Source organism: Rhodococcoides corynebacterioides NBRC 14404 (genome assembly GCF_001894765.1).
Classification (GTDB): Bacteria; Actinomycetota; Actinomycetes; order Mycobacteriales; family Mycobacteriaceae; genus Rhodococcoides; species Rhodococcoides corynebacterioides.
On sequence record NZ_BCWV01000006.1, the window covers coordinates 16,768 to 39,097 of the forward strand.

At 70.2% G+C, this 22,330-nt stretch carries 18 protein-coding genes; 9 read left to right on the plus strand and 9 right to left on the minus strand.

Features of this window, described 5'->3' with window-relative positions; genetic code table 11:
* Positions 1-15: 15 nt before the first annotated feature.
* The 5 genes from pheS to infC all read right to left on the minus strand — a co-directional run bounded on the left by pheS (position 16) and on the right by infC (position 3,405).
* Entirely contained in the window at positions 16-1,041 is a 1,026-nt protein-coding gene (gene pheS, locus RC2_RS14390; RefSeq protein WP_068152988.1) for a phenylalanine--tRNA ligase subunit alpha, read from the minus strand.
* Positions 1,042-1,220: 179 nt separating this feature from the next.
* Positions 1,221-1,991 (minus strand): TrmH family RNA methyltransferase, encoded by a 771-nt coding sequence (locus RC2_RS14395; protein WP_245811129.1) that lies wholly within the window; start codon positions 1,989-1,991, stop codon positions 1,221-1,223.
* Between the two features lie 62 nt (positions 1,992-2,053).
* Positions 2,054-2,440: a 50S ribosomal protein L20 gene (gene rplT / locus RC2_RS14400; protein WP_068152966.1), complete on the minus strand. Its 387-nt coding sequence runs from the start codon at positions 2,438-2,440 to the stop codon at positions 2,054-2,056.
* Positions 2,441-2,491: 51 nt separating this feature from the next.
* A complete protein-coding gene (gene rpmI, locus RC2_RS14405; RefSeq protein WP_068101631.1) occupies positions 2,492-2,686 on the minus strand; it encodes a 50S ribosomal protein L35 in 195 nt (64 codons plus the stop codon).
* Positions 2,687-2,757: 71 nt separating this feature from the next.
* On the minus strand, positions 2,758-3,405 hold the full coding sequence (gene infC, locus RC2_RS14410) for a translation initiation factor IF-3 (protein WP_068105734.1): 648 nt from the start codon (positions 3,403-3,405) through the stop codon (positions 2,758-2,760).
* A gap of 386 nt (positions 3,406-3,791) precedes the next feature.
* Between infC and RC2_RS14415 the strand changes: the two genes are divergently transcribed.
* Positions 3,792-4,181, plus strand: a complete 390-nt coding sequence (locus RC2_RS14415) for a DUF1844 domain-containing protein (RefSeq protein ID WP_222678693.1) — start codon at positions 3,792-3,794, stop codon at positions 4,179-4,181.
* A gap of 19 nt (positions 4,182-4,200) precedes the next feature.
* Here RC2_RS14415 and uvrA read toward each other — a convergent pair whose 3' ends face one another.
* Positions 4,201-7,116: an excinuclease ABC subunit UvrA gene (gene uvrA, locus RC2_RS14420; RefSeq protein WP_068152970.1), complete on the minus strand. Its 2,916-nt coding sequence runs from the start codon at positions 7,114-7,116 to the stop codon at positions 4,201-4,203.
* 200 nt (positions 7,117-7,316) lie between these two features.
* Here uvrA and RC2_RS14425 point away from each other — a divergent pair, with 200 nt between their 5' ends.
* The 3 genes from RC2_RS14425 to RC2_RS14435 all read left to right on the plus strand — a co-directional run bounded on the left by RC2_RS14425 (position 7,317) and on the right by RC2_RS14435 (position 11,631).
* Positions 7,317-8,003, plus strand: coding sequence for an MBL fold metallo-hydrolase (locus tag RC2_RS14425; protein ID WP_068152975.1), 687 nt, complete (start codon positions 7,317-7,319; stop codon positions 8,001-8,003).
* Positions 8,004-8,156: 153 nt separating this feature from the next.
* Positions 8,157-9,191 (plus strand): DoxX family membrane protein, encoded by a 1,035-nt coding sequence (locus RC2_RS14430; RefSeq protein WP_072681559.1) that lies wholly within the window; start codon positions 8,157-8,159, stop codon positions 9,189-9,191.
* Between the two features lie 187 nt (positions 9,192-9,378).
* Positions 9,379-11,631: a HelD family protein gene (locus tag RC2_RS14435; protein ID WP_072681590.1), complete on the plus strand. Its 2,253-nt coding sequence runs from the start codon at positions 9,379-9,381 to the stop codon at positions 11,629-11,631.
* Positions 11,632-11,727: 96 nt separating this feature from the next.
* Here the strand turns inward: RC2_RS14435 and RC2_RS14440 are convergent, their stop codons facing one another.
* A complete protein-coding gene (locus RC2_RS14440; protein ID WP_068101644.1) occupies positions 11,728-12,180 on the minus strand; it encodes a universal stress protein in 453 nt (150 codons plus the stop codon).
* Positions 12,181-12,406: 226 nt separating this feature from the next.
* Between RC2_RS14440 and RC2_RS14445 the strand changes: the two genes are divergently transcribed.
* Positions 12,407-15,313: an alpha/beta fold hydrolase gene (locus RC2_RS14445; RefSeq protein ID WP_068152739.1), complete on the plus strand. Its 2,907-nt coding sequence runs from the start codon at positions 12,407-12,409 to the stop codon at positions 15,311-15,313.
* The gene (locus tag RC2_RS14450; RefSeq protein ID WP_068152741.1) at positions 15,310-16,209 is read left to right on the plus strand and encodes an ABC transporter permease; all 900 of its coding nucleotides are present in this window, start codon (positions 15,310-15,312) and stop codon (positions 16,207-16,209) included. Before RC2_RS14445 ends, RC2_RS14450 begins: the two co-directional genes overlap by 4 nt.
* Before the next feature lie 26 nt (positions 16,210-16,235).
* On the opposite strand, the gene uvrB is transcribed toward RC2_RS14450, so the two are convergent.
* The gene (uvrB, locus tag RC2_RS14455) at positions 16,236-18,398 is read right to left on the minus strand and encodes an excinuclease ABC subunit UvrB (RefSeq protein ID WP_068152744.1); all 2,163 of its coding nucleotides are present in this window, start codon (positions 18,396-18,398) and stop codon (positions 16,236-16,238) included.
* Between the two features lie 92 nt (positions 18,399-18,490).
* Here uvrB and RC2_RS14460 point away from each other — a divergent pair, with 92 nt between their 5' ends.
* Together RC2_RS14460 and RC2_RS14465 are read left to right on the plus strand one after the other, a co-directional pair.
* Positions 18,491-20,014, plus strand: a complete 1,524-nt coding sequence (locus RC2_RS14460; RefSeq protein ID WP_068152748.1) for an ATP-dependent DNA ligase — start codon at positions 18,491-18,493, stop codon at positions 20,012-20,014.
* 25 nt (positions 20,015-20,039) lie between these two features.
* Positions 20,040-20,561 (plus strand): ribonuclease FAU-1 family protein, encoded by a 522-nt coding sequence (locus RC2_RS14465; RefSeq protein ID WP_068152749.1) that lies wholly within the window; start codon positions 20,040-20,042, stop codon positions 20,559-20,561.
* A 3-nt stretch (positions 20,562-20,564) separates the two neighbouring features.
* Here RC2_RS14465 and coaE read toward each other — a convergent pair whose 3' ends face one another.
* Positions 20,565-21,782 (minus strand): dephospho-CoA kinase, encoded by a 1,218-nt coding sequence (gene coaE / locus RC2_RS14470; protein WP_068152753.1) that lies wholly within the window; start codon positions 21,780-21,782, stop codon positions 20,565-20,567.
* Between the two features lie 197 nt (positions 21,783-21,979).
* Between coaE and RC2_RS18720 the strand changes: the two genes are divergently transcribed.
* A complete protein-coding gene (locus tag RC2_RS18720; protein ID WP_139277412.1) occupies positions 21,980-22,204 on the plus strand; it encodes a hypothetical protein in 225 nt (74 codons plus the stop codon).
* Positions 22,205-22,330: the final 126 nt, after the last annotated feature.

Below are 22,330 nucleotides of genomic sequence, written 5' to 3' on the forward strand. Positions count from 1 at the left end.
TACGGACCGAGAGGGTCAGCCCTGCACGCCGAACGGCAGACCGAAGCGGACGTCGCCTTCGACGATGTCGCGCATGTCCGGGATGTCGTTGCGGAACTGCAGGGTGCGCTCCAGGCCCATGCCGAACGCGAAACCGCTGTAGACCTCGGGATCGACTCCGCACGCCCGCAGGACGTTGGGGTTGACCATGCCGCAGCCGCCCCACTCGACCCAGCCGGCCCCGCCCTTCTTGCGCGGGAACCAGACGTCCACCTCCGCGGACGGCTCGGTGAACGGGAAGTAGTTGGGCCGCATGCGCGTTCGCGTCTCCGGGCCGAAGAGGGCGCGGGCGAACGCGTCGAGAGTGCCGCGCAGATGCGCCATGGTCAGCCCCTTGTCCACCGCGAGCCCCTCCACCTGGTGGAAGACGGGCGTGTGGGTGGCGTCGAGTTCATCGGTCCGGAAGGTACGGCCGGGGCACACCACGTAGATCGGCAGCTCGCGTTCGAGCATCGACCGCACCTGCACGGGCGAGGTGTGGGTCCGGAGAACCTGACGGGATCCCTCCGGGGCGACGTGGAAGGTGTCCTGCATGGTCCGAGCCGGGTGGTCGGGCAGGAAGTTCAGGGCGTCGAAGTTGAAGTGCTCGGCTTCCACCTCCGGGCCGTCGGCCACCTCCCATCCCATCGCGACGAACACGTCCGACACCTGGTCCGCGATGACGGTGATGGGGTGGCGCGCTCCGGTGGGGCGACGGACCGACGGGAGAGTGACGTCGATGGCCTCGGCCACCAGAGCGGCGGCGTCGCGTTCGGCGGCGAGCACCTCGCGGCGCGCGTCGTGCGCCTCCTTGACGCGGTCCCGCGCCAGTTTGACCTTCTTGCCGGCGTCCGCGCGATCCGACTTCGGCAGCTGGCCGAGGGCTCGCTGGGCCAACGCCAGCGGCGCCTTGGCGCCGATGTGCGCGGTCTTCGCCTCGGTCAGTGCATCGAGGTCACCCGCCGCGGCGAACGCGGCCCGCGCCTCGGCGACCGCGCCGTCGAGCGCATCGTCCGTCAGCAGCCGGGCGTCGTCTCGAGCCGCGTCTCGACCCGCGCCCTGGTCCGCGCTCTCGTCCCGCTCCACGTCGACTGTCTCCGTTCGTCTCGACCGCCGTCGGACGGCGATCGCTGTGCGGCCCGCCCGAGCAGGTTCCGTCGGGGGGAAATCCTAGGCGATGGGTCGGACCGGACCGGAATCCGTCACGGTCGTCCGCGGCGATGGACGCGAGCGCTGGCGTAGAGACACAGCGTGGCGGCCGTCGCCAGGTTCAGACTCTCGGCGCGGCCGTGGATCGGGATCGACACTCGGTAATCGGCGGCCGAGGCCACCTCGGCGGACAGCCCATGGGCCTCGTTGCCGAAGAGCCACGCGGTGGGACCGGTGAGCAGGTCGTCGGCGTCGTCGAGGTCCACCTCGCCGTCGACGGTAGTCGCCACGATCGTGAGACCGGCGCCGCGCACGGTGTCCAGCACCGCCTCGACCGACCGTTCCCGCGCGACGGGGAGATGGAACAGGCTGCCCGCGGACGCTCGCACGGCCTTGCCGTTCTCGGGGTCCACACTGTCTCCGGCGAACACGGCGGCGTCGGCCCCCGCCGCGTCCGCCACCCGCAGGAGGGTGCCGGCGTTGCCCGGCTCGGCGATCTCGACGGGAACCGCCACCAGCCGATGCCCCGCGGCCACGGCGTCGGCCACGCCCACGACAACCGATCGTGCGACCGCGATCAGCCCGGGCGGGGTCACCGTGTCGGACAATGCGGCGGCAGCGCGGTCGGTGATCAGGTCGACGGGCACGCCGGCAGCGCGAGCGGACGCGATCGGTCCCCCGTCGCGCTCGAACCAGCGCTGCGTCGCGAACAGCCGCTGGGCCACACCCGCGGCGACCGCCTCGACGACGGCGTTCTCACCCTCGGCGAGAAACGTTCCCGATCGTCGGCGCTCGGCACCGCGATGGAGCTTCACAGCCGACACGACCCGCGGTGTCCGCTCGGTGAGCGGAGCCGCGGGTCGCGTGGAGCTGTCGGGGAAGCCGGTCAGGCTGCCTCTCCCGGCTGGTTCACATCGGCGGGCAGCGCGGCCTTGGCGATCTCGACCAGGCCGGTGAACGCCGCTGCGTCGGACACGGCGAGCTCGGCGAGGATCTTGCGATCGACCTCGACACCCGCGATCTTCAGGCCCTGGACGAAGCGGTTGTAGGTGATGTCGTTGGCGCGGGCCGCCGCGTTGATACGCGTGATCCACAGCTTGCGGAAGTCACCCTTGCGCGCCCGGCGGTCCCGGTAGGCGTAGGTGAGCGAGTGGAGCTGCTGCTCCTTCGCCTTGGTGTACAGACGCGAGCGCTGTCCGCGGTAACCGCTGGACGCCTCGAGAATCGAACGGCGCTTCTTCTGGGCGTTGACCGCCCTCTTGACGCGTGCCACTGGTGAATCCTTGTCGATCTGGGGCCGTGGGACGGCCCGGGTGGGAGGGTGTCAGAGACCGAGCAGCCGCTTGACGCGGGGAACGTCGTTCGCGCTCACGACGGCCTTGCCGTCCAGACGGCGGGTGACACGCGAGGACTTGTGCTCGAGCAGGTGGCGACGACCGGCCTTCTGGCGCAGAATCTTTCCGCTACCCGACACCTTGAATCGCTTCGACGTACCACTGTGCGTCTTCGACTTGGGCATGAATCCTCAGTTCTGTGTTGCGTCGACCGACATCCGAGCGTGTGGGTCGACCGTGTACGGACCGGGGCGCGCTACGCGCCCGGTGTGGGTGAAGCGGGAGGGGCAGCGGGAGCTGCCGGACGTGCCTGCGACTGCTCGGCGGCCTTCGCGCGAGTCTTGGCGCCCTTGTGCGGAGCCAGAACCATCGTCATGTTGCGGCCGTCCTGCTTCGCGGACGTCTCGACGAACCCGAATTCCGCGACGTCTGCACCCAGACGCTGCAGCAGGCGGTAACCCAGCTCCGGGCGCGACTGTTCGCGTCCGCGGAACATGATGGTGACCTTCACCTTCGAGCCGGCCTCGAGGAAGCGGACCACGTGGCCCTTCTTCGTCTCGTAGTCGTGATCGTCGATCTTGGGGCGGAGCTTCTGCTCCTTGATGACCGTGAGCTGCTGGTTCTTGCGCGACTCACGAGCCTTCTGCGCTGCCTCGTACTTGAACTTGCCGTAGTCCATGATCTTGCAGACCGGCGGACGGGCATCGGGGGCGACCTCGACCAGATCGAGATCGGCCTCCAGAGCCAGGCGTAGCGCATCTTCAACACGCACGATCCCCACCTGTTCTCCACCCGGTCCGACAAGTCGGACCTCGGGAACGCGGATGCGATCGTTGATGCGAGTCTCAGTGCTGATGGGGCCTCCTCGGTAGTGCGGTGACGGACTGTGCCGGACCGGCGCCAGTGCGCCTCGCCTTCCGTCGACACCCCGAGCCGGTGAGATATTCCCGAGCACTGCTCGGGCCCATCGACGCGAAAGACCCCGTGGCCACGATCTCTCGTGGACAGCGGGGTCCGGTACCGACCGGCCCACCCGAGCTCACGCTCGACGACGTCGACACGGAATCGACGTCGCACACCGAAGTGCAACGGACCGGACCACTGAACGGCGAACCGAACAGAGGTGGGAGACGGACTCCACTTGCGGCCTCCGGGCGAACTGGTCACCTGAAGGCGGTCGTACGGCAACGATAGCACCCGGAGGACTCTCGTCCGAATCGCGTCGGCGCCCCGCACGCGGGGCCGTTCCCTCCCCCGACCCGGCTCGGCGCCGCGTGAGAAGGTGAGGACATGAGCGACGCGGCCGACAACGGCACTTCCTCCGCCCCCTCCTCCGAGCCCTCCGACGCCGGACCCACGACGGTCCGAGAGCTCGCCGACGTTCCGGCCGTCGAGGTCATCAGCCGCTCCGCGGTGATGCTCATGAGTTCCGCGGCGGAGAAGCTCGGCCTCTCCGACGAGGATCCCGAGAACAGCCCCCATCTCGACCTGGACGAGGCCCGACGCGTCATCACCGCCCTCGCCGGACTGGTGACCGCGTCGGTGGAGTTCCTCGGCCCGCACGCCGGCCCCATCCGAGAAGGCTTGCAGGCGCTGCAGCGCGCGTTCCGCGAGCAGTCCGCGCACCCCGACGCGCCGGGCGCCGGGCCCGGCGAGAAGTACACCGGGCCCGTTCACTGACCACTGCGGAGGGGCGGGGTCAGACCCCGACGGGCTTGCGCTTCCGGCGGGTCCGCGGGGCGGGCGACGCCGGCGGCGCCTGGTCCAGGACCTCGCGCAGGAACTTCCCGGTGTAGCTCTCCGGCGTCGCCGCGATGTCCTCGGGCGTGCCCTCGGCGACCATCGTCCCGCCGCCGGACCCGCCCTCGGGTCCCATGTCGATGACCCAGTCGGACGTCTTCACGACGTCGAGATTGTGCTCGATGACGATGACCGTGTTGCCCTTGTCGACGAGCCCGTTGATCACCAGCAGCAGCTTGCGGATGTCCTCGAAGTGCAGCCCGGTGGTGGGCTCGTCGAGGATGTAGACCGTGCGGCCCATCGACCGCTTCTGCAGTTCCGCGGCCAGCTTCACGCGCTGGGCCTCGCCGCCGGACAGGGTGGTGGCCGGCTGACCGAGACGGACGTAGCCCAGGCCCACTTCGTTCAGAGTCTTGAGGTAGCGGTGGATCGAGGTGATCGGCTCGAAGAAGTCCGCCGCCTCCTCGATGGGCATGTTCAGCACCTCGGCGATGGTCTTGCCCTTGTAGTGGACCTCGAGGGTCTCCCGGTTGTAGCGCGCCCCGTGGCACACCTCGCACGGGACGTACACGTCGGGCAGGAAGTTCATCTCGATCTTGAGGGTGCCGTCTCCGGAGCAGGCCTCGCACCGACCGCCCTTGACGTTGAACGAGAATCGTCCCGGCTGGTATCCGCGCACCTTGGCCTCGGTGGTCGCCGCGAACAGGGTCCGAATCTTGTCGAAGACGCCGGTGTACGTGGCCGCGTTCGACCGCGGCGTGCGACCGATCGGTGACTGATCGACGCGGACCAGCTTGTCCAGCTGGTCGAGGCCGTTGATGCGGGTGTGCCGACCGGGCACCTGACGGGCACCGTTGAGCTTGTTGGCCATGACGGTGGCCAGGATGTCGTTCACCAACGTCGACTTGCCGGATCCCGACACCCCGGTCACCGAGGTGAGGACGCCGAGCGGGAAGCTCACGTCGATGCCCTGCAGGTTGTGCTCACGCGCACCCACGACGGTCACCTTGCGCTTCGGATCGACGGCGCGTCGCGCCTCGGGAACGGCGATGGCGGACCGACCGGAGAGATACGCGCCGGTCAGGCTCTCCGTGTTCTCGAGCAGTTCCTTGTAGGTGCCGCTGTGGACGACCCGGCCGCCGTGTTCGCCCGCGAGGGGGCCGATGTCGACCACCCAGTCCGAGGTGCGGATGGTGTCCTCGTCGTGCTCGACGACGATGAGCGTGTTGCCGAGGTTGCGCAGACGGGTCAGCGTGTCGATCAGGCGCCGGTTGTCGCGCTGGTGCAGGCCGATGGACGGCTCGTCGAGCACGTACAGCACGCCCACCAGGCCGCTGCCGATCTGCGTGGCCAGCCGGATGCGCTGCGCCTCACCGCCGGACAACGTGCCGGCCGCGCGCGAGAGCGTGAGGTACTCGAGGCCCACGTCGAGCAGGAATCCCAGACGCGCCTGGATTTCCTTGAGGACCTGGCCGGCGATCGCCTCCTCGCGGGTCCCGAGGGTCAGCGAGTTCAGGAACCGGGAGCAGTCGGCGATGGACAGCGCACAGACCTGCGCGATCGAGAGCGCTCCGAAGTCACCGGCCGTGATGCTCACCGACAGGATCTCCGGCCGGAGGCGAGCACCGTCGCACACCGGGCAGGCGACCTCCCGCATGTAGCCCTCGTACCGCTCCTTCATGGCGTCGGACTCGGTCTGATCCATGCGGCGGTGCAGGAAGGGCATGACGCCCTCGAACTCCGCGTAGTAGGACCGCGTGCGCCCGTAGCGGTTCTTGTAGCGCACGTGGACCTGGTGCTCGCTGCCCTCGAGGACCGCACGCTTCACCTTCGCCGGGAGCTTGCGCCACGGGGTGTCGATGTCGAATCCCATCGCGTCGGCCAGGCCGCCGAGCAGTCGACCGAAGTACTCCGACGTCTGCCCCATCGACCACGGGGCGATGGCACCGTCGGCGAGGGACAGGTCCGGATCCGGCACCACGAGGTCCGGATCGACCTCCTTGCGGACTCCCAGTCCCGCGCACTCCGGGCACGCGCCGTAGGGCGAGTTGAAGGAGAACGACCGCGGCTCGAGTTCGTCGATCGACAGCGCGTGGCCGTTGGGACACGCGAGCCGCTCGGAGAAGCGTCGCTCGCGGTCGGCCGCGCCCTCGTCCCGGTCGACGAAGTCGAGCACCACGATGCCGTCGGCCAGGCGGAGCGCCGTCTCGACCGAGTCGGTCAATCGCTGCTTCGACGACGCCTTGACCGTCAGGCGGTCGACGACGACCTCGATGTCGTGCTTGTCCTGCTTCTTCAGCTTCGGCGGGTCGGTCAGCTGATGCACCGTGCCGTCGACACGAATCCTGGAGTAGCCCTGCGTGTTCAGCTGCTCGAACAGGTCGACGAACTCGCCCTTGCGCGTCCGCACCACGGGGGCGAGGACCTGGAACCGCAGGCCCTCCTCCATGTCCAGCACCTGATCGACGATCTGCTGCGGCGTCTGCTTCGCGATGCGCTCACCGCACTGCGGGCAATGAGCGGTGCCGGCGCGGGCGTAGAGCAGACGGAGGTAGTCGTACACCTCGGTGATGGTGCCGACGGTGGAGCGGGGGTTGCGGTTGGTGGACTTCTGATCGATCGACACCGCCGGGGAGAGGCCCTCGATGAAGTCGACGTCCGGCTTGTCCATCTGACCGAGGAACTGGCGCGCATAGGCGGACAGCGACTCGACGTAGCGGCGCTGTCCCTCCGCGAAGATCGTGTCGAACGCGAGCGACGACTTCCCGGATCCGGACAGACCCGTGAAGACGATCAGGCTGTCTCGGGGCAGGTCGACGTCGACGCCCTTCAGGTTGTGCTCACGTGCGCCTTGCACGACCAGGCGATCCGCCACGGTCCGTCCTCTCGTCTCGCACGGCCCGCGGCCGTGCTGTCTGTGCTGTCGCTTACCCGCGTGCGATGCGTCGCGATCGTCCGGAACCGAGTTCGTCGCCGGGCACCGCCCCCGACCATAAGCCGGACCACCGACACGGTCGTCGCTCGTGCGGCTGCGGCCCGCTGTTCGGCGGGCTCGGCGTGGGTAATCTCACCCTCATGACCCCCACCGAGCGAACCGTGTCCGACGACTACACCGGCGACGTGTCCGACGGCACCGCACAGCGGCGAACGCTGTCGCATGCCGCGATCGTGAAGACCTCGGTGGGCCCGATGGACAACAACGCGTATCTGGTCGTGTGTTCCCGGACGGGTTCCGCGCTGCTGATCGACGCGGCGAACGACGCCGACAGACTGCGTTCCGTCGTCGAGACCGCCGTACCGCGGGTGGAGCTGATCGTGACCACCCACCAGCACCCCGACCACTGGCAGGCCCTCGCGGAGATGGTGGACGCCACGGCGTCACCCACCGCGGCACACCCGCTCGACGCGGAGCCGCTTCCCGTCGCCCCCGACACGATGCTGCACGACGGCGACCGAGTGACGGTCGGCGACGTCGACGTCGACGTGATCCACCTCCGCGGGCACACGCCGGGCTCGATCGCCCTGGCGGTGACGGACCCGGCCGACGGCCGCGTCCACCTGTTCACCGGCGACTCGTTGTTCCCGGGCGGTGTGGGCAAGACCGACGGACCCGACAACTTCGCCTCGCTGCTGAACGACGTCGAGACCAAGCTGTTCGCGCGATTCGACGACTCGACCGTCGTGTATCCCGGTCACGGCACGGACACCACGCTCGGTACCGAGCGGCCCCACCTCGCGGAATGGCGCGAGCGCGGCTGGTGACCGTGACCGGTCACATCGGGCGCCGCCCGTCGCGGGGATTGACCCGGGGCCCCCGGGGGTACTGCTACCGGTGATGCGGACCGGTCGCCCCTCACGGCGGCCGGTTCGCGCACCCGTTCCACCGTCCCAGACCGCCGTTCTGCAGGAGGCTCAGTGATTGTCCGCCGGATCGCCCGACCGATGCTTGCATCCATCTTCGTCGCGGGGGGCGTGGACGCACTGCGCAACCCGTCCGGCCGAGCCAAGGCCGCGAAGCCGCTGATCGACAAGAGTCAGGACGTCCTCCCCGACGAGGTCACCCAGAACGTTCCGGACGACCCGGAGACGCTCGTCAAGATCAACGCGGCCATCCAGATCGGCGGCGGTGTCCTGCTCGCGACGGGCAAGGCGCCTCGCATCGCGTCCGCCGTCCTCGCCGGCAGCCTGGTGCCCACGACGCTCGCCGGCCACGCCTTCTGGGAGGAGACCGACCCCGAGGCCAAGGCACTGCAGCGCACCCAGTTCCTCAAGAACGTCAGCCTGCTCGGCGGTCTGCTGATCGCCGCCGTCGACACCGAGGGCAAGCCGTCCGTCGCCTGGCGCAGCAAGCGCGCCGCCCGCAACGCCAAGGTCGCTGTCGCCGGAGCCCTGCCGCTGGTCTCGTCCTCGGACACCTCCGACACGCTGGCGTCAGCGAGCCACAAGGCGAAGGAACTCGCCGGCGTCGCGGCCGAGCGCGTGCAGCCCTACGCCGAGGTCGCCGCACACAAGGGTGCCGAGCAGGCCGCCGTTCTCGCGAACGTCGCCCAGGACCGCGGCGGGAAGCTGGCCGAGCTGGCGAAGGAGCGCAGCTCCAAGTGGGCCGATCTCGCGGCCGCCCGCGCCGCCGACCTCGCCGAGGTCGCCCAGGACAAGGGCAGCAAGTACGCCGACGTGGCCGTCGCCCGCGGTGCGGATCTGGCCGAGCGGGCCCGCAAGGACGGGTCCGACCTGCTGGACGAGTACGGCAAGAAGGCCCGCAAGGCCACCAAGAAGCAGCGCAAGGACGCCCGCAAGCAGCTCGAGCAGGCGCGCAAGGAGTACAAGAAGAAGTACGCCTCGGCCGGCAAGGACGCGCAGAAGCAGCTTCAGTCGTCGTTGAAGGACGCGGAGAAGCGTGCCAAGAACGCCCGTGCGCAGATCGAGAGCACCGTGCACCAGTACGTCTGACCGGACCGGTCGACAGTCTCGACGACGGCCGACGACCTCCTCACGGAGGCGTCGGCCGTTCTCGTGTGCGACGGCCCGTAGACTCTTCTGGCTCTCGTTTCCGCCCTCAGGAGGCCCAGTGCCGGATCCGGCCACCCCCTCGTCCCCCGGTGAACCCGACGGCCCCACCCCCGCCGTCGACCCCGCGCTGGCGGCCGAACAGCGTCACGTCGACGTGCTCTACCGACGCCTCGACGAGCTCCGCGCCTACGCGAAATCCCGCTTGAGCACCGTGCTGCTCGACACCGGCGGGACGCCGCAGGCCCGCAGCGAACGGGAATCGTTCAGCGCGCTGTACACCGAGGATCTGGCGAAGTACGACTCGTCGGAGAACGGGTTGTGCTTCGGCCGCATCGACGTCGACGAGGACGACGCCCCGCGATACATCGGGCGACTCGGCATCCTCGACGAGGACAACGACTTCGAGTCCCTCCTCTACGACTGGCGCGCGCCGCTGGCGCGCCCCTTCTACCTGGCCACTCCGGCCGCCCCGGAGGGCGTGCGGCGGCGTCGACACCTCCGCACGCGAGGCCGCACCGTCACCGGGGTCGCCGACGAGTTCCTCGACCTCGACGCGGCCCGCGACGCGGGCGTCGAGATCGGCAGCGACGGCGTCGCCGGGGAGAGCGCGTTGCTCTCCGCGTTGAACGCGGCGCGGACCGGGCACATGACCGACATCGTCGAGACCATCCAGCGCGAGCAGGACGACATCATCCGGTCCACCCACCGCAGCGTGCTGGTGGTCCAGGGTGGACCGGGCACCGGCAAGACTGCCGTGGCGCTGCATCGCGCCGCCTACCTGCTGTACACGTACCGCCAGCAGCTCGACAAGAGCGGCGTGCTGGTGATCGGCCCGAACTCCACCTTCCTCGACTACATCGGGCAGGTGCTGCCGTCGTTGGGCGAGACGGGAGTGCTGCTGGCCACCGTCGGCACGCTCTTCCCCGGTGTCGACGCGAGCCGGTCCGAGACGGCTCGCGAGGCGGAACTCAAGGGCGACCTCGCGATCGTCGACGTCCTCGTCGCCGCCGTGCGCGACCGTCAGGAGGTGCCGCGGGACCCCGTCGTCGTGCAGTTCGACGGGTATCCCCTGCGCATCGATCGGAAGACCGTGACCCGCGCTCGCGGTCGGGCGCGGTCGTCGCGCAGGCCGCACAACCTCGCGCGCCCGATCTTCGTGTCCACGATGATCGACCTGCTGGCCGACCAGTTCGCCGCGCAGGTGGGCGGCGACGTGCTCGGTGGGGCGAACCTGCTCAGTCGCGACGATCTCGCCGACACCCGCGACGAGATGCGCGCGGACCCCGACATCCAGCGCGAACTGGCGCGCCTCTGGCCCGAGCTGACCGCTCAGCAGGCGTTGGCCGATCTCCTCGCGTCTCCGGAGCGCCTCCGGACCGCGACACCGACCTGGTCCGACGCGGATCGGCAGGCCGTCGCACGCGCCGACGACGGGCGCTTCGCCCCGTCCGACGCTCCCCTGCTCGACGAGCTGGCGGAACTACTCGGCATCGACGACGCCGCGGAGCGGGAGCGGGAGCGCCGCCGGTGGCGCGCGGAGATCGAGGACGCGCAGGGGGCGCTGGACATCCTCACCGGCTCGGCGCCGCAGGACCTCGAGGACGAGCTGGACCCCGAGATCCTCATGGCCTACGACCTCGTCGACGCGGACCGGCTGGCGCAACGCCACGAGAACACGCGTCGACTGACCGCGGCCGAGCGCGCCGCGGGCGACCGCACGTGGACCTACGGGCACGTCATCGTCGACGAGGCCCAGGAACTGTCACCGATGGCCTGGCGCATGGTGATGCGACGCATCCCGAACCGGTGGATGACCCTGGTGGGAGACGTCGCCCAGACCGGTGCGCCCGCCGGCACGTCGAACTGGCAGGACGTGCTCGGACCCTACGTCGCGCGCCGCTGGAAGCTGACCGAGCTGACGGTGAACTACCGCACGCCCGCGGCGATCATGGAGCTCGCGCACCGGGTGCTGGCCGAACTCGACCCCACGGCCACCCCGCCCCGGTCGGTCCGCGAGGGCACCGACGCACCGTGGGCGGACCTCGTGTCGGCCGAGGAGCTCTCGGCCGCGGTCGGACGCCACGTCGCCGCTCATCCGCGCCCGGGCACGTCGGCGGTCCTGGCTCCTGCCGCCCTGGTCGAGTCGCTCCGCGACTGGGCGAGCGACGACGTCACGGTGAGCACCGTGCGCGAGGCGAAGGGGTTGGAGTTCGATTCCGTCGTCCTCGTCGAACCCGCCGGCATTCTCGCCGACTCCGCCCGCGGACTGAACGATCTCTACGTCGCGCTCACCCGCGCCACGCAACGGGTCGGCATCGTGCACTCGACCCCGCTGCCCGACGTTCTGGGCGAAGTTCCCCCGTATTCGGCCCGCCGGTAGGGACGGTAGTGAAGCCGACTGCAGGGCCTCCCTGGTGATCGTTCACCACCCGACGCCGGGAGCGGCGCGGGCGGTGAACGTCTCCGAGCCCGGACCTCAGCGCGTGGTGTGCACGATGAGAACGTCGCATCGCGCCTTGCGCGCGGCGTCGGACGGCACCGATCCCAGCAGCCGACCGGTGAGCGAGTTCAAGCCGCGGTTGCCGACCACCAGCAGGTCCGCCTTGGTCTCGCCGACGAGCTCGAGCAGCGCGTCGACGGGGTTGCCGACGACGGGGCGTTCCTCGATCGACGTGGCGCCGGCGGACGTCGCCCGCTCGCGCGCGGTGCGCAGAATCTCCTGCGTGGGAGCGGATCCCGTGATCTGGTACGCGTCCTCACCGAGGACGTCGGCATCGTGGCCGGACGCCTTGGAGTCCGCCGGGTAGTAGGCGCATGCGATGAACAAGGTGGCGTCGGCGTCCCCCGCCAGCGCCGCCGCCTTCTCCACGGCCCGCAAGGACGAATCGGAACCGTCGGTTCCGACGACGACGGTGCGGTAAGCGCTCATGCATTCCTCCAGTGGGTCGATCGACAGGACGTTGTCGAGACGAAAGGTCCGAGATCGGACGGTGGTCGAGTGTCGGATGAACCTTAGTCGCAGGCCGAATGCCCCGACACGGCTTCGGGTAAGCCACTACGTTCCGTGGCGGTCGCCCTCCGCTCCGCGGGTCGCTCGGCAGGCGAACGGTCGGCCACGACGGCAGCCGACGGCCCGCTCGCCTACATTCGATGCCATGCCCCGTCCCCGCGTCCGACTGTCCGGACGTTCTCCCCTCGTGCGCCCCGTCGTGATCGGACTCGTCGTCCTGGTGGTCCTGGCGATCGTGGGCATCGTGGCTCTCCGTGCCACCGCGTCCGACACGACGGCCGTGCGCACCGAGGAGATCGTCCGCGAGGTGCCGGAGGGACCGGGATCGTCGTCCACCGTGCAACTCGACGCCACGGTCTACCTCCCGGACGTGTCCGAGCCCGTCCCGGCGGTGATCCTCGCCCACGGTTTCGGCGGTGACAAGACTTCGGTGGACGGTCAGGCGCGGGACCTCGCGTCCCGTGGAGTGGTGGTCCTGGCGTACAGCGCCCGCGGTTTCGGCGCCAGCACCGGGCGGATCGGACTCAACGATCCGGACCGCGAGGTGGCCGACGCGCGGGCGCTGATCGACTACCTCGCCACCCGACCGGAGGTGCAACTCGACTCCCCCGGCGACCCCCGGGTGGGCGTGGCCGGTGGGTCCTACGGCGGCGCGCTGGCGTTGATGGCGGCGGGCACCGATTCGCGGATCGATGCGGATGCCGCGTCGATCACGTGGAACGACCTGAACCAGAGCCTGTTCCCCAACTACTCGGCCGCGGTGGGAACGGGAGCACCCACCACGACGCCCGCTCCGTCCGAGAACGGTGACGCAGGCGTGCTCAAGCGTGGGTGGGCGGGCATCTTCTTCGGCGCCGGCGCACTCCCGGCCGGTGCCGGCGGCGGTGGCGACACCTCGGGTCCGAGCGCGGGGGGCGCGGGCGCATCCGCACCGGCCCTCGACCCGTCCGATCCCGCGGCCGCGTGCGGCCGATTCGCCCTGAACGTCTGCGCCGCCTATGCCACGTCCGCCGTGGGCGGACAACCGTCCGCCGAGACCACCGAGCTGCTGCGCCAACGGTCGCCGTCGTCGGTCGCGGCGTCCATCACCGCGCCGACCCTGTTGGTGCAGGGCCAGCGCGACAGCCTCTTCGGCCTCGAACAGGCCGACGCCACGGCGCGCCAGATCGCCGACGCCGGCGGCTCCGTCCAGGTGCGGTGGTTCGACGGCGGCCACGACGCCGGCGGGACCGGGCCCGTCGCGGATGCCGCCGTCGCGGATTTCCTCCTCGACCACCTGAGCGGTGACCCCCACCCGGCGGATCCGTCGTTCACGTACACGCTCGCCGGGGACCCGACGGATCAGGGCGACCGCGCGCGGGACCTCGTCGCGGCGCGCTATCCCGGACTGTCCGGCGAGGCGGGCACCGAGCGCACGGACTTCGCCCTCACCTCCGCCACCGGCACCCCGACGCAGATCGTCGCCCGGCCACCGGGCGCGTCCCCGTCCGCGGTGTCGTCGTTCCCCGGCGTGGGATCGCTCTCCGGTCTCCCCGGCGGGGCGTCGGACGCGCTGGGCCCGCTGCTCGCCGGCGACCTGCCCGGTCAGACAGCATCGTTCGTGACCGAGCCGCTCGAGCGGTCCTACACCGTCACCGGATCGACCACCGTCGACGTCACGGTCGGGCCGACCACCGCCGAGAGCGGAACGGTCCTGTTCGCCAAGCTCTACGACGTGTCCGACGACGGGCGGCGGACGCTCCCGTCCGGCCTCGTCTCGGCCGTCCGGGTGGCTCCGTCGGCGGCCCCGACGACGGTGACGGTGTCGCTGCCGGCGATCACCCACCAGGTCGCCGCCGGCCACCGCATCGAGGTGGCGTTCGCCACCACCGATCAGAACTACGCCGTCCCGCTCGAGCCCGCCGCGATCTCCGTCGCCCTGACGGACGGCCGACTGGCGCTCCCGACGGTGCCCGCCGAGAACACGACGTCGTCGTTCCCGGTGGTCCCGGTCGTCGGGATCGCGGCGCTCGCGGCCCTGGTGGCGGCGCTGGCCGTGGCCGCGACCGTCCGCGCGCGCCGACGGACGGCGGCGGACGTCGATCCCGAGCTCAGCGACGTTCCCCTCGTGATCACGGATCTGGCCAAGAACTACGCCAACGGGTTCCGAGCCGTCGACGGTGTCTCGTTCCGCGTGGAGACCGGCCAGGTCCTGGGACTGCTGGGTCCGAACGGTGCGGGCAAGACGACGACCCTGCGCATGCTGATGGGGCTGATCACCCCGTCGGCGGGCTCGATCCGCGTGTTCGGTCACGCCGTGACGCCGGGTGCGCCCGTCCTGTCGCGGCTCGGATCGTTCGTCGAGGGCTCGGGCTTCCTCCCGCACCTGTCGGGCCGGGACAACCTGGAGCTGTACTGGCGTGCCACGGGCCGCCCCCTCGCCGACGCGCACCTCGAGGAGGCGCTCGACATCGCGGACCTCGGCCGGTCCGTCGACCGCAAGGTCAAGTCCTACAGCCAGGGCATGCGGCAGCGTCTGGCCATCGCCCAGGCGATGCTGGGCCTGCCGGACCTCATGGTGCTGGACGAACCGACCAACGGTCTCGACCCGCCGCAGATCCGCACGATGCGCGACGTTCTCATCCGGTACGCACGGACGGGTCGCACGGTCCTGGTCAGTAGCCATCTGCTGGCCGAGGTCGAACAGACCTGCACGCACGTCGTCGTGATGAACAAGGGCGTCGTGGTCAGCGCCGGGACGGTCGAGGACCTGATCGGTGCGAGCGGTCCGGTGGAGTTCCGGGTCGACCGGCCGTCCGAGGCCGCAGAGATGCTGCGGACACTCGACGGGGTGGGCGAGGTGCTCGTCGACGAGGACACCGGAGCCGTCAAGGCGCAGCTGGGCACCACGGATCCCGCCGTGGCCGTCCGGACTTTGGTGACGGGTGGTGTCGCGGTGTCGTCGGCATCCCGGTCCACTCGCCTCGAGGACGTCTTCCTCGAACTCGTCCACGACGACACGGCGTCCGGTGATCGACCGGAGCCGACGACGACGTCAGGAGCACGCGCGTGAGCAGCACCGCAGCCGATCCGTCCGGATCGGCCGACCCTCGGGCCGAGCCGTCCGACGACGGACGGGTCGCGGGTTTCGACGCGGGTCGAACGCTGTCGGTCCGCACGGAGCTGACCCGCCAGTTCACCCGCCGCCGGACCCAGGTGGCCCTGGGATTCCTGGCTCTGCTGCCGGTGATCCTGGCCGTGGCGTTCGCGGTCGGCGGGTCGGAGTCCGACAGTGCCAGCGGCAGCCTGATCGAGCTGGGCACGCGGAGCGGCGTGAACTTCACCGTGTTCGCGCTGTTCGTCTCGGTGGGGTTCCTGCTGATCGTCGTGGTCGCCTTGTTCTTCGGCGACGCGGTGGCCAGCGAAGCATCGTGGTCGTCGCTGCGCTACCTGCTGGCCGTGCCCATCGCGCGTGGACGTCTGTTGCGACAGAAGGCGATCGTGTCCGCGATTCTCTCCGTCGCTGCGCTGGCCACGCTGGTCGGCGTGTCGCTCGTGCTCGGCAGCGCGCTCTACGGGTTCGGCGCGTTGGTCTCCCCGTTCGGGGACTCGCTGGCGTTCGGGACCTCTCTGGGGCGGCTCGCGATCGGCGTGGTGTTCATCGCGATCAACCTGACCTGGGTGGCCGGCCTCGCGATGGCTCTGTCCGTCTCGACCGACGCTCCGCTCGGCGCGGTGGGCGGCACCGTCATGGTGTCGATCGTGGCGCAGATCCTGGACCAGATCACCGCCCTGGGCTCGCTGCGGAACGCCCTGCCGGGGCACTACTCGACCTCGTGGACGAGCGTGCTCTCCCCCACACTGTCGTGGAACGACCTACTCGACGGCGCGTTCTCCTCCCTGGCCTACGCCACGCTCTTCGGCATCGTCGCGTGGCGGCGCTTCGCCACCAAGGACATCACCAGCTGAGCCGGCCGTCGCCGGACCGTCGTACGTCACGACAGTCCGGCGGCGTCCATCCCGCGGAGTTCCTTCTTGAGGTCCTGGATCTCGTCGCGCAGTCGCCCGGCCAGCTCGAACTGGAGCTCGCGCGCCGCGTTCATCATCTGGTCGGTGAGCTGCTTGACCAGGTCCGCCAACTCCGCTCGAGGCATCGTGGACACGTCGCGTCCCTCGACCACACCGCTGCTGCCGGCCCGGCCGGCCTCGCCGGGCGCCCGGCGGCCGCGACTGGAGTTGCGCCCGGACCCGCCGATGTCGACGACGTTGTCGGTGTCCTCCGCCTCCTCGTACACCTGGTCGAGGATGTCCGCGATCTTCTTGCGCAGCGGCTGCGGATCGACGCCCATCTCCTCGTTGTAGGCGACCTGCTTGGCGCGGCGCCGCTCCGTTTCCTCGATCGCGTACTGCATCGAGTCGGTGATGGTGTCCGCGTACATGTGCACCTGGCCGGAGACGTTGCGGGCCGCGCGGCCGATGGTCTGGATGAGGCTGGTGCCGCTGCGCAGGAAGCCCTCCTTGTCGGCGTCGAGGATGGCGACCAGCGACACCTCGGGCAGGTCGAGGCCCTCGCGAAGCAGGTTGATGCCGATGAGCACGTCGTACTCCCCGAGCCGCAGCTGGCGGAGCAACTCGACCCGTCGCAGCGTGTCGATGTCCGAGTGGAGGTACCGCACCCGAATCCCCAGCTCGAGGAGGTAGTCCGTCAGGTCCTCGGCCATCTTCTTGGTCAGGGTGGTGACCAGGACGCGCTCGTCCTTCTCGGTGCGCTCTCGGATCTCGTGCACCAGATCGTCGATCTGCCCCTTGGTGGGCTTGACCACGATCTCGGGATCGACCAGACCCGTCGGCCGGATGACCTGCTCGACGAACTCGCCGCCGCTCTGACCGAGCTCGTACTTGCCCGGGGTCGCGGAGAGGTACACGGTCTGACCGATGCGTTGAGTGAACTCCTCCCATGTCAGCGGACGGTTGTCCGTGGCCGACGGCAGGCGGAAGCCGAACTCGACGAGGTTGCGCTTGCGGGACATGTCGCCCTCGTACATGGCGCCGATCTGCGGCACCGTGACGTGCGATTCGTCGATGACGAGAAGAAAGTCCTCCGGGAAGTAGTCGATCAGCGTCGCGGGCGCGGTGCCGGCGGGACGGCCGTCGATGTGCCGCGAGTAGTTCTCGATGCCCGAACAGAAACCGACCTGCTTGATCATCTCCAGGTCGTACTGCGTGCGCATGCGCAGCCGCTGCGCCTCGAGCAGCTTGCCCTTGTTCTCGAGGTCGGCCAGCCGCTCCTCGAGTTCCGCCTCGATGTCGCGGACCGCGCGCTCCATGCGCTCGGGACCCGCCACGTAGTGCGTGGCGGGGAAGATGCGCACGCTGTCGACTTCCCGGACGACGTCGCCGGTGAGCGGATGGAGGTAGTACAGCGCCTCGATCTCGTCCCCGAAGAACTCGATCCGCACCGCCAGTTCCTCGTACGACGGAATGATCTCGACGGTGTCGCCGCGTACCCGGAAGGATCCGCGGGTGAAAGCAAGATCGTTCCGGGTGTACTGCACGTCGACGAGCAACCGCAGGAACTGATCGCGCGGGACGTCCTGGCCCACCTTCAGATACACCGACCGGTCGACGTAGGACTGCGGAGTGCCGAGACCGTAGATGCAGGACACCGACGCGACCACCACCACGTCCCGCCGCGAGAGCAGGTTGGCCGTGGCGGAGTGCCGGAGGCGCTCCACGTCGTCGTTGATCGAGGAGTCCTTCTCGATGTAGGTGTCGGTCTGCGCGATGTACGCCTCGGGCTGGTAGTAGTCGTAGTACGAGACGAAGTACTCGACGGCGTTGTTGGGCAACATCTCTCGGAGTTCGTTGGCCAACTGGGCGGCGAGGGTCTTGTTCGGCGCCATCAGCAGCGTCGGACGCTGGACCTGCTCGATCAACCACGCCGTGGTGGCGGACTTGCCGGTGCCGGTCGCGCCGAGGAGAACGACGTCCTTCTCCCCGCCCCGGATCCGGCGGGCGAGCTCCTCGATCGCCGCCGGCTGGTCGCCGGCCGGGGAATACTCGCTGACGACCTCGAAGGGCCGGGTACTGCGCTCGATCTCGCTCACGGGCCGGTGCTCGGAGTGCGCGAGAACCGGTTGTTCAGCCGCAAATGCCATGACACCAGAGTAGGCCCGACCACCGACAGGAACCGGGCCCGGAACCGACCGGAGCGGACACCGGTGTCGGTCCCCGAGTCCAGAATGGCCTCATGGACCTCGCGCGCATCGTCGACACCTCGGCCACCGTCGCCGCCACGCGTTCACGCAAGGCGAAAGTCGCCGCCCTCGCCGACCTGATCCGCGAGTGCGCCGCGGACGAGGTGGGACTGGTGGTGCGCTACGCCTCGGGAATGCTGCGCCAACGGCGGACCGGTCTCGGCTGGCGGGGCCTCGCCCGACTGCCCCGTCCTGCGGAGGCCTCGACGTTGTCCGTCTCGGAGGTCGACGGCGTGTTCGAGCGCCTGTCCGAGCTCTCGGGACCGGGATCGCAGCGAGCGCGAGCGGAGGAGACGGAACGGCTCTTCGGCCGTGCGACCGCGGCCGAGCAGACCTGGCTGCGCGGATTGGTCACCGGTGAGCTGCGGCAAGGCGCCCTGGACGCGCTCGTGCAGGAGGCAGTGGCCGCGGCGACGGCTCTTCCCCTGGCCGCGGTGCGGCGCGCCGCGATGCTGTCCGGTTCCACACCCACCGCCGCGGAGGCCGCGGTGTCCGGCGGCGAGGACGCCCTCGCGTCGATCGGCCTCGCCGTGGGGCGACCCGTCTCGCCGATGCTCGCCTCCAGCGCCCCCACCGTGACCGACGGGGTCGCCAAGGCGGCCGGGTCCGCGGGCGGGCCGGTGGCCCTCGACACCAAGCTCGACGGGATCCGCATCCAGGTGCACCGCACCGGCCACGAGGTGTCCGTCGCGACGCGCAGTCTCGACGACATCACCGACCGGCTCCCCGAGGTGGTGGAGTACGTCCGCTCGTTGTCGGTGAGCTCGGTGGTGCTCGACGGTGAGGCACTCGCGCTGGGCGACGACGGCCGACCCCGCCCGTTCCAGGACACCGCCTCGCGCACCGCGCAGGCCACCGGGGTGGCGGTGACGCCGTACTTCTTCGACGTCCTGCACGTCGACGGCGACGATCTCCTGGACCGTCCGTGGGCCGACCGGATCGCCGTGCTCGACCGTCTCGTCGACGCCGAGCATCGTGTCCCGCGCCTCACCACGGCCGACGCCGCCGAGGCGGAACGGTTCGCCGCCTCGGCCGTCGCCGCGGGTCACGAGGGTGTGGTGATCAAGAACCCCGCGGCGCCGTACGAGGCCGGTCGACGCGGGGCGGCGTGGGTCAAGGTCAAACCCGTCTTCACCGTCGACCTCGTGGTGCTCGCCGTCGAGTGGGGGTCGGGGCGCCGCACGGGCCTGCTGTCCAATCTCCACCTCGGCGCCGTCGATCCTGCCGGCGGCTTCGTGATGCTCGGCAAGACGTTCAAGGGCATGACGGACGAGATGCTGGCGTGGCAGACCGAGCGCTTCCTGGCCCTCGAAACGCACCGATCCGGGCACGTCGTGCACGTGCACCCCGTCCAGGTGGTCGAGATCGCCATCGACGGCCTGCAACGCTCCACCCGCTACCCCGGCGGGATCGCGCTGCGCTTCGCCCGCGTGGTGCGCTACCGCGACGACAAGACCGCCGAGCAGGCCGACACGGTGGAGAGTGTGAAGGCGCTCTTCGGTCCACCACCCTCGTGAGTCGCCGCGCCGGTACGGTCCACGCATGACGTCCGCGAAGCAGGTGCACGTGCATCCGCCCAAGGTCGAAGTGTTCGACACGCTCGCGCGCACCAACACCGATCCCAAGGGGTTCGTCCGTCCCGTCGACGTGTACGAGGCGCATCCGTGGGGGCTGTACATGGCCCGCCCCGCCGATCATCGACAGTTCCACTACGTCGAGTCGTGGCTCCTGCCCGACCTCGGTCTGCGCGCGACCGTCTTCCACTTCGTCCCCGAGCACCGGCGCGATCAGGACCGCTACGTCGACGTCGGTGAGTACGTCGTCGACGGCTCGGTGTGGCGCTCGACCGACCACTATCTGGACATCGTCGTCCGCACCGGTCGCGGACAGGACCTGCTCGACGTCGACGAATTGTTCGGCGCGGTGCGCGCCGGTCTGCTGCCCGACGACGTGGCCGAAGCGGCCGTGGCCCGCGCCGCGGACGCACTCGACGGGATCGCCGCGGCCGGACACGATCTCGACGCCTGGCTCAGTGGCCGGGGTATGCCCGTCACCTGGCGCTGACGGTCACTCCGGCTGCCAGCCGGTGGACTCGGCCCAGTCCAGGACGCGGGGGTAGATGCCCTCGAAGTACGGCCCCTTCGCGGCCGCGTACGCCGCGACGGCCTCGGCCGGGTCACTCGTCCCGTCCACCTCGCGCGCGGCCCGTTCCTTCACCGCGAGGTACTCCGCGCGGGCCTCGGGATCGGCCCGCAACCGGTCTCGGAACATGAGGGAGAAGCGTTGTCCGGGCCAGCCGTCGACCCGCAGGTGGACGAAGGCCGGTCGTCCGGGGTCGGCACTGCCGTGCATCCGCTTCTCCCACAGGGCGGAGTCGGCTTCACCGGGCACCGAAGACGGGTGCGGATCGTCCGTGGTGGCCCGCTCCAGGACGGGAAAGGCCGCGCCGATCAACGGGTCTCGCAGCGCGTCGGCGTCCGCGAACGAGCGGACCGTGATCTGGACGTCGAGCACGTCCTTGGCCGGGAAGTCGGGAACGGACGTCGACCCGACGTGATCGATCCGCACGGCGCGTTCACCGCACGCGGCGCGAAGTCGGCCGATCAACCGTTCCGCCTGTGCGCCCCAGGTCGGGTCTGCTGCCGCGATCGCGACCGGCCGACGAGCGACGACTCCGTCACGGACGTTCCGCTCGAACGGCACCAAGCGCGAGCCCCACAGCGTCCGAACGGCATCGACCAGATCGGCCGCGGTACCGGAATTGTCCAACCACACGTCGGCGACGGCACGGCGCTGATCGTCGGTGGCCTGCGACCGGATGCGCGAGCGCGCGTCGGCCTCGTCCACCCCGCGCGAGGAGACCAGCCGGCGGATGCGCTCCTCCTCGTCGAGGTGCACGACGATCACGAGTGGGAACCAGGGCGCCGCTCCCGTTTCGACCAACAGCGGAATGTCCTCGACGACGATCGCGTCGGGCGCGGCCTCCGCCAGCAACTCGGCTCGTCGCGCGCCGACGAGGGGGTGCACGATGCCGTTCAGCGCGAGCCGCGACTCGTCGTCGGCGAAGGCGATGGCGCCCAACGCCGGTCGGTTCAGCGAGCCGTCGTCGGCCAGGATGCGATCACCGAATCGTTCGGTCAGCGCGGCCAGTCCCGGGGTGCCCGGTTCGACCACCTCACGCGCGATCGCGTCGGCGTCGATCACGACGGCACCGAGGTCGGCGAGTGCTCGCGCGGCGGTGGATTTGCCCGCGCCCATTCCTCCGGTCAATCCGATTCTGATCACGGGGTCCAGTGTGGCCGAGCCCTCGGTCGGACGCACCGGACACGCCGCGAATCACCGTCGTCAATACCGGGCGTTTCCCGACCTGTCGGTTATCTTCGAGGCGCACGACCGGTCTCGGCGCTTGCTTCGCGCGACGAGCCGGACCAGGCCGACACCGGCCGAGACGACGACACGACGCGACAGGCGGGGACACGGGCATGAACACGATCGCAGGCGATAGGCGGGGGCAGCCGGGGCGGCATCGTCTGGGCATGCCGGACGGCGTCCACTGCATTCTCATTCCCGAGGTCGCCGACGCCCTCGCCGAGCACCGTCGCAACTGGTTCACGTCCCTGCTCAGCCCGGCGCGCCACAGCTTCGCGTCGATGCGCAAGCGCGGCAGCGCCCTCGGCACCGGATGGAGCCCCGCCACCGCCGGCTGATCCCCCACCCGTCGTCACGACCCGGTCCTTCACCGAAGAGCCGGGTCGTTCGCGTTCGGCCGGCTCGTCCGCCACAAAGCCCCCCGGACACGGGCCAGGCCCCGAACCGCAGTGCGGTTCGGGGCC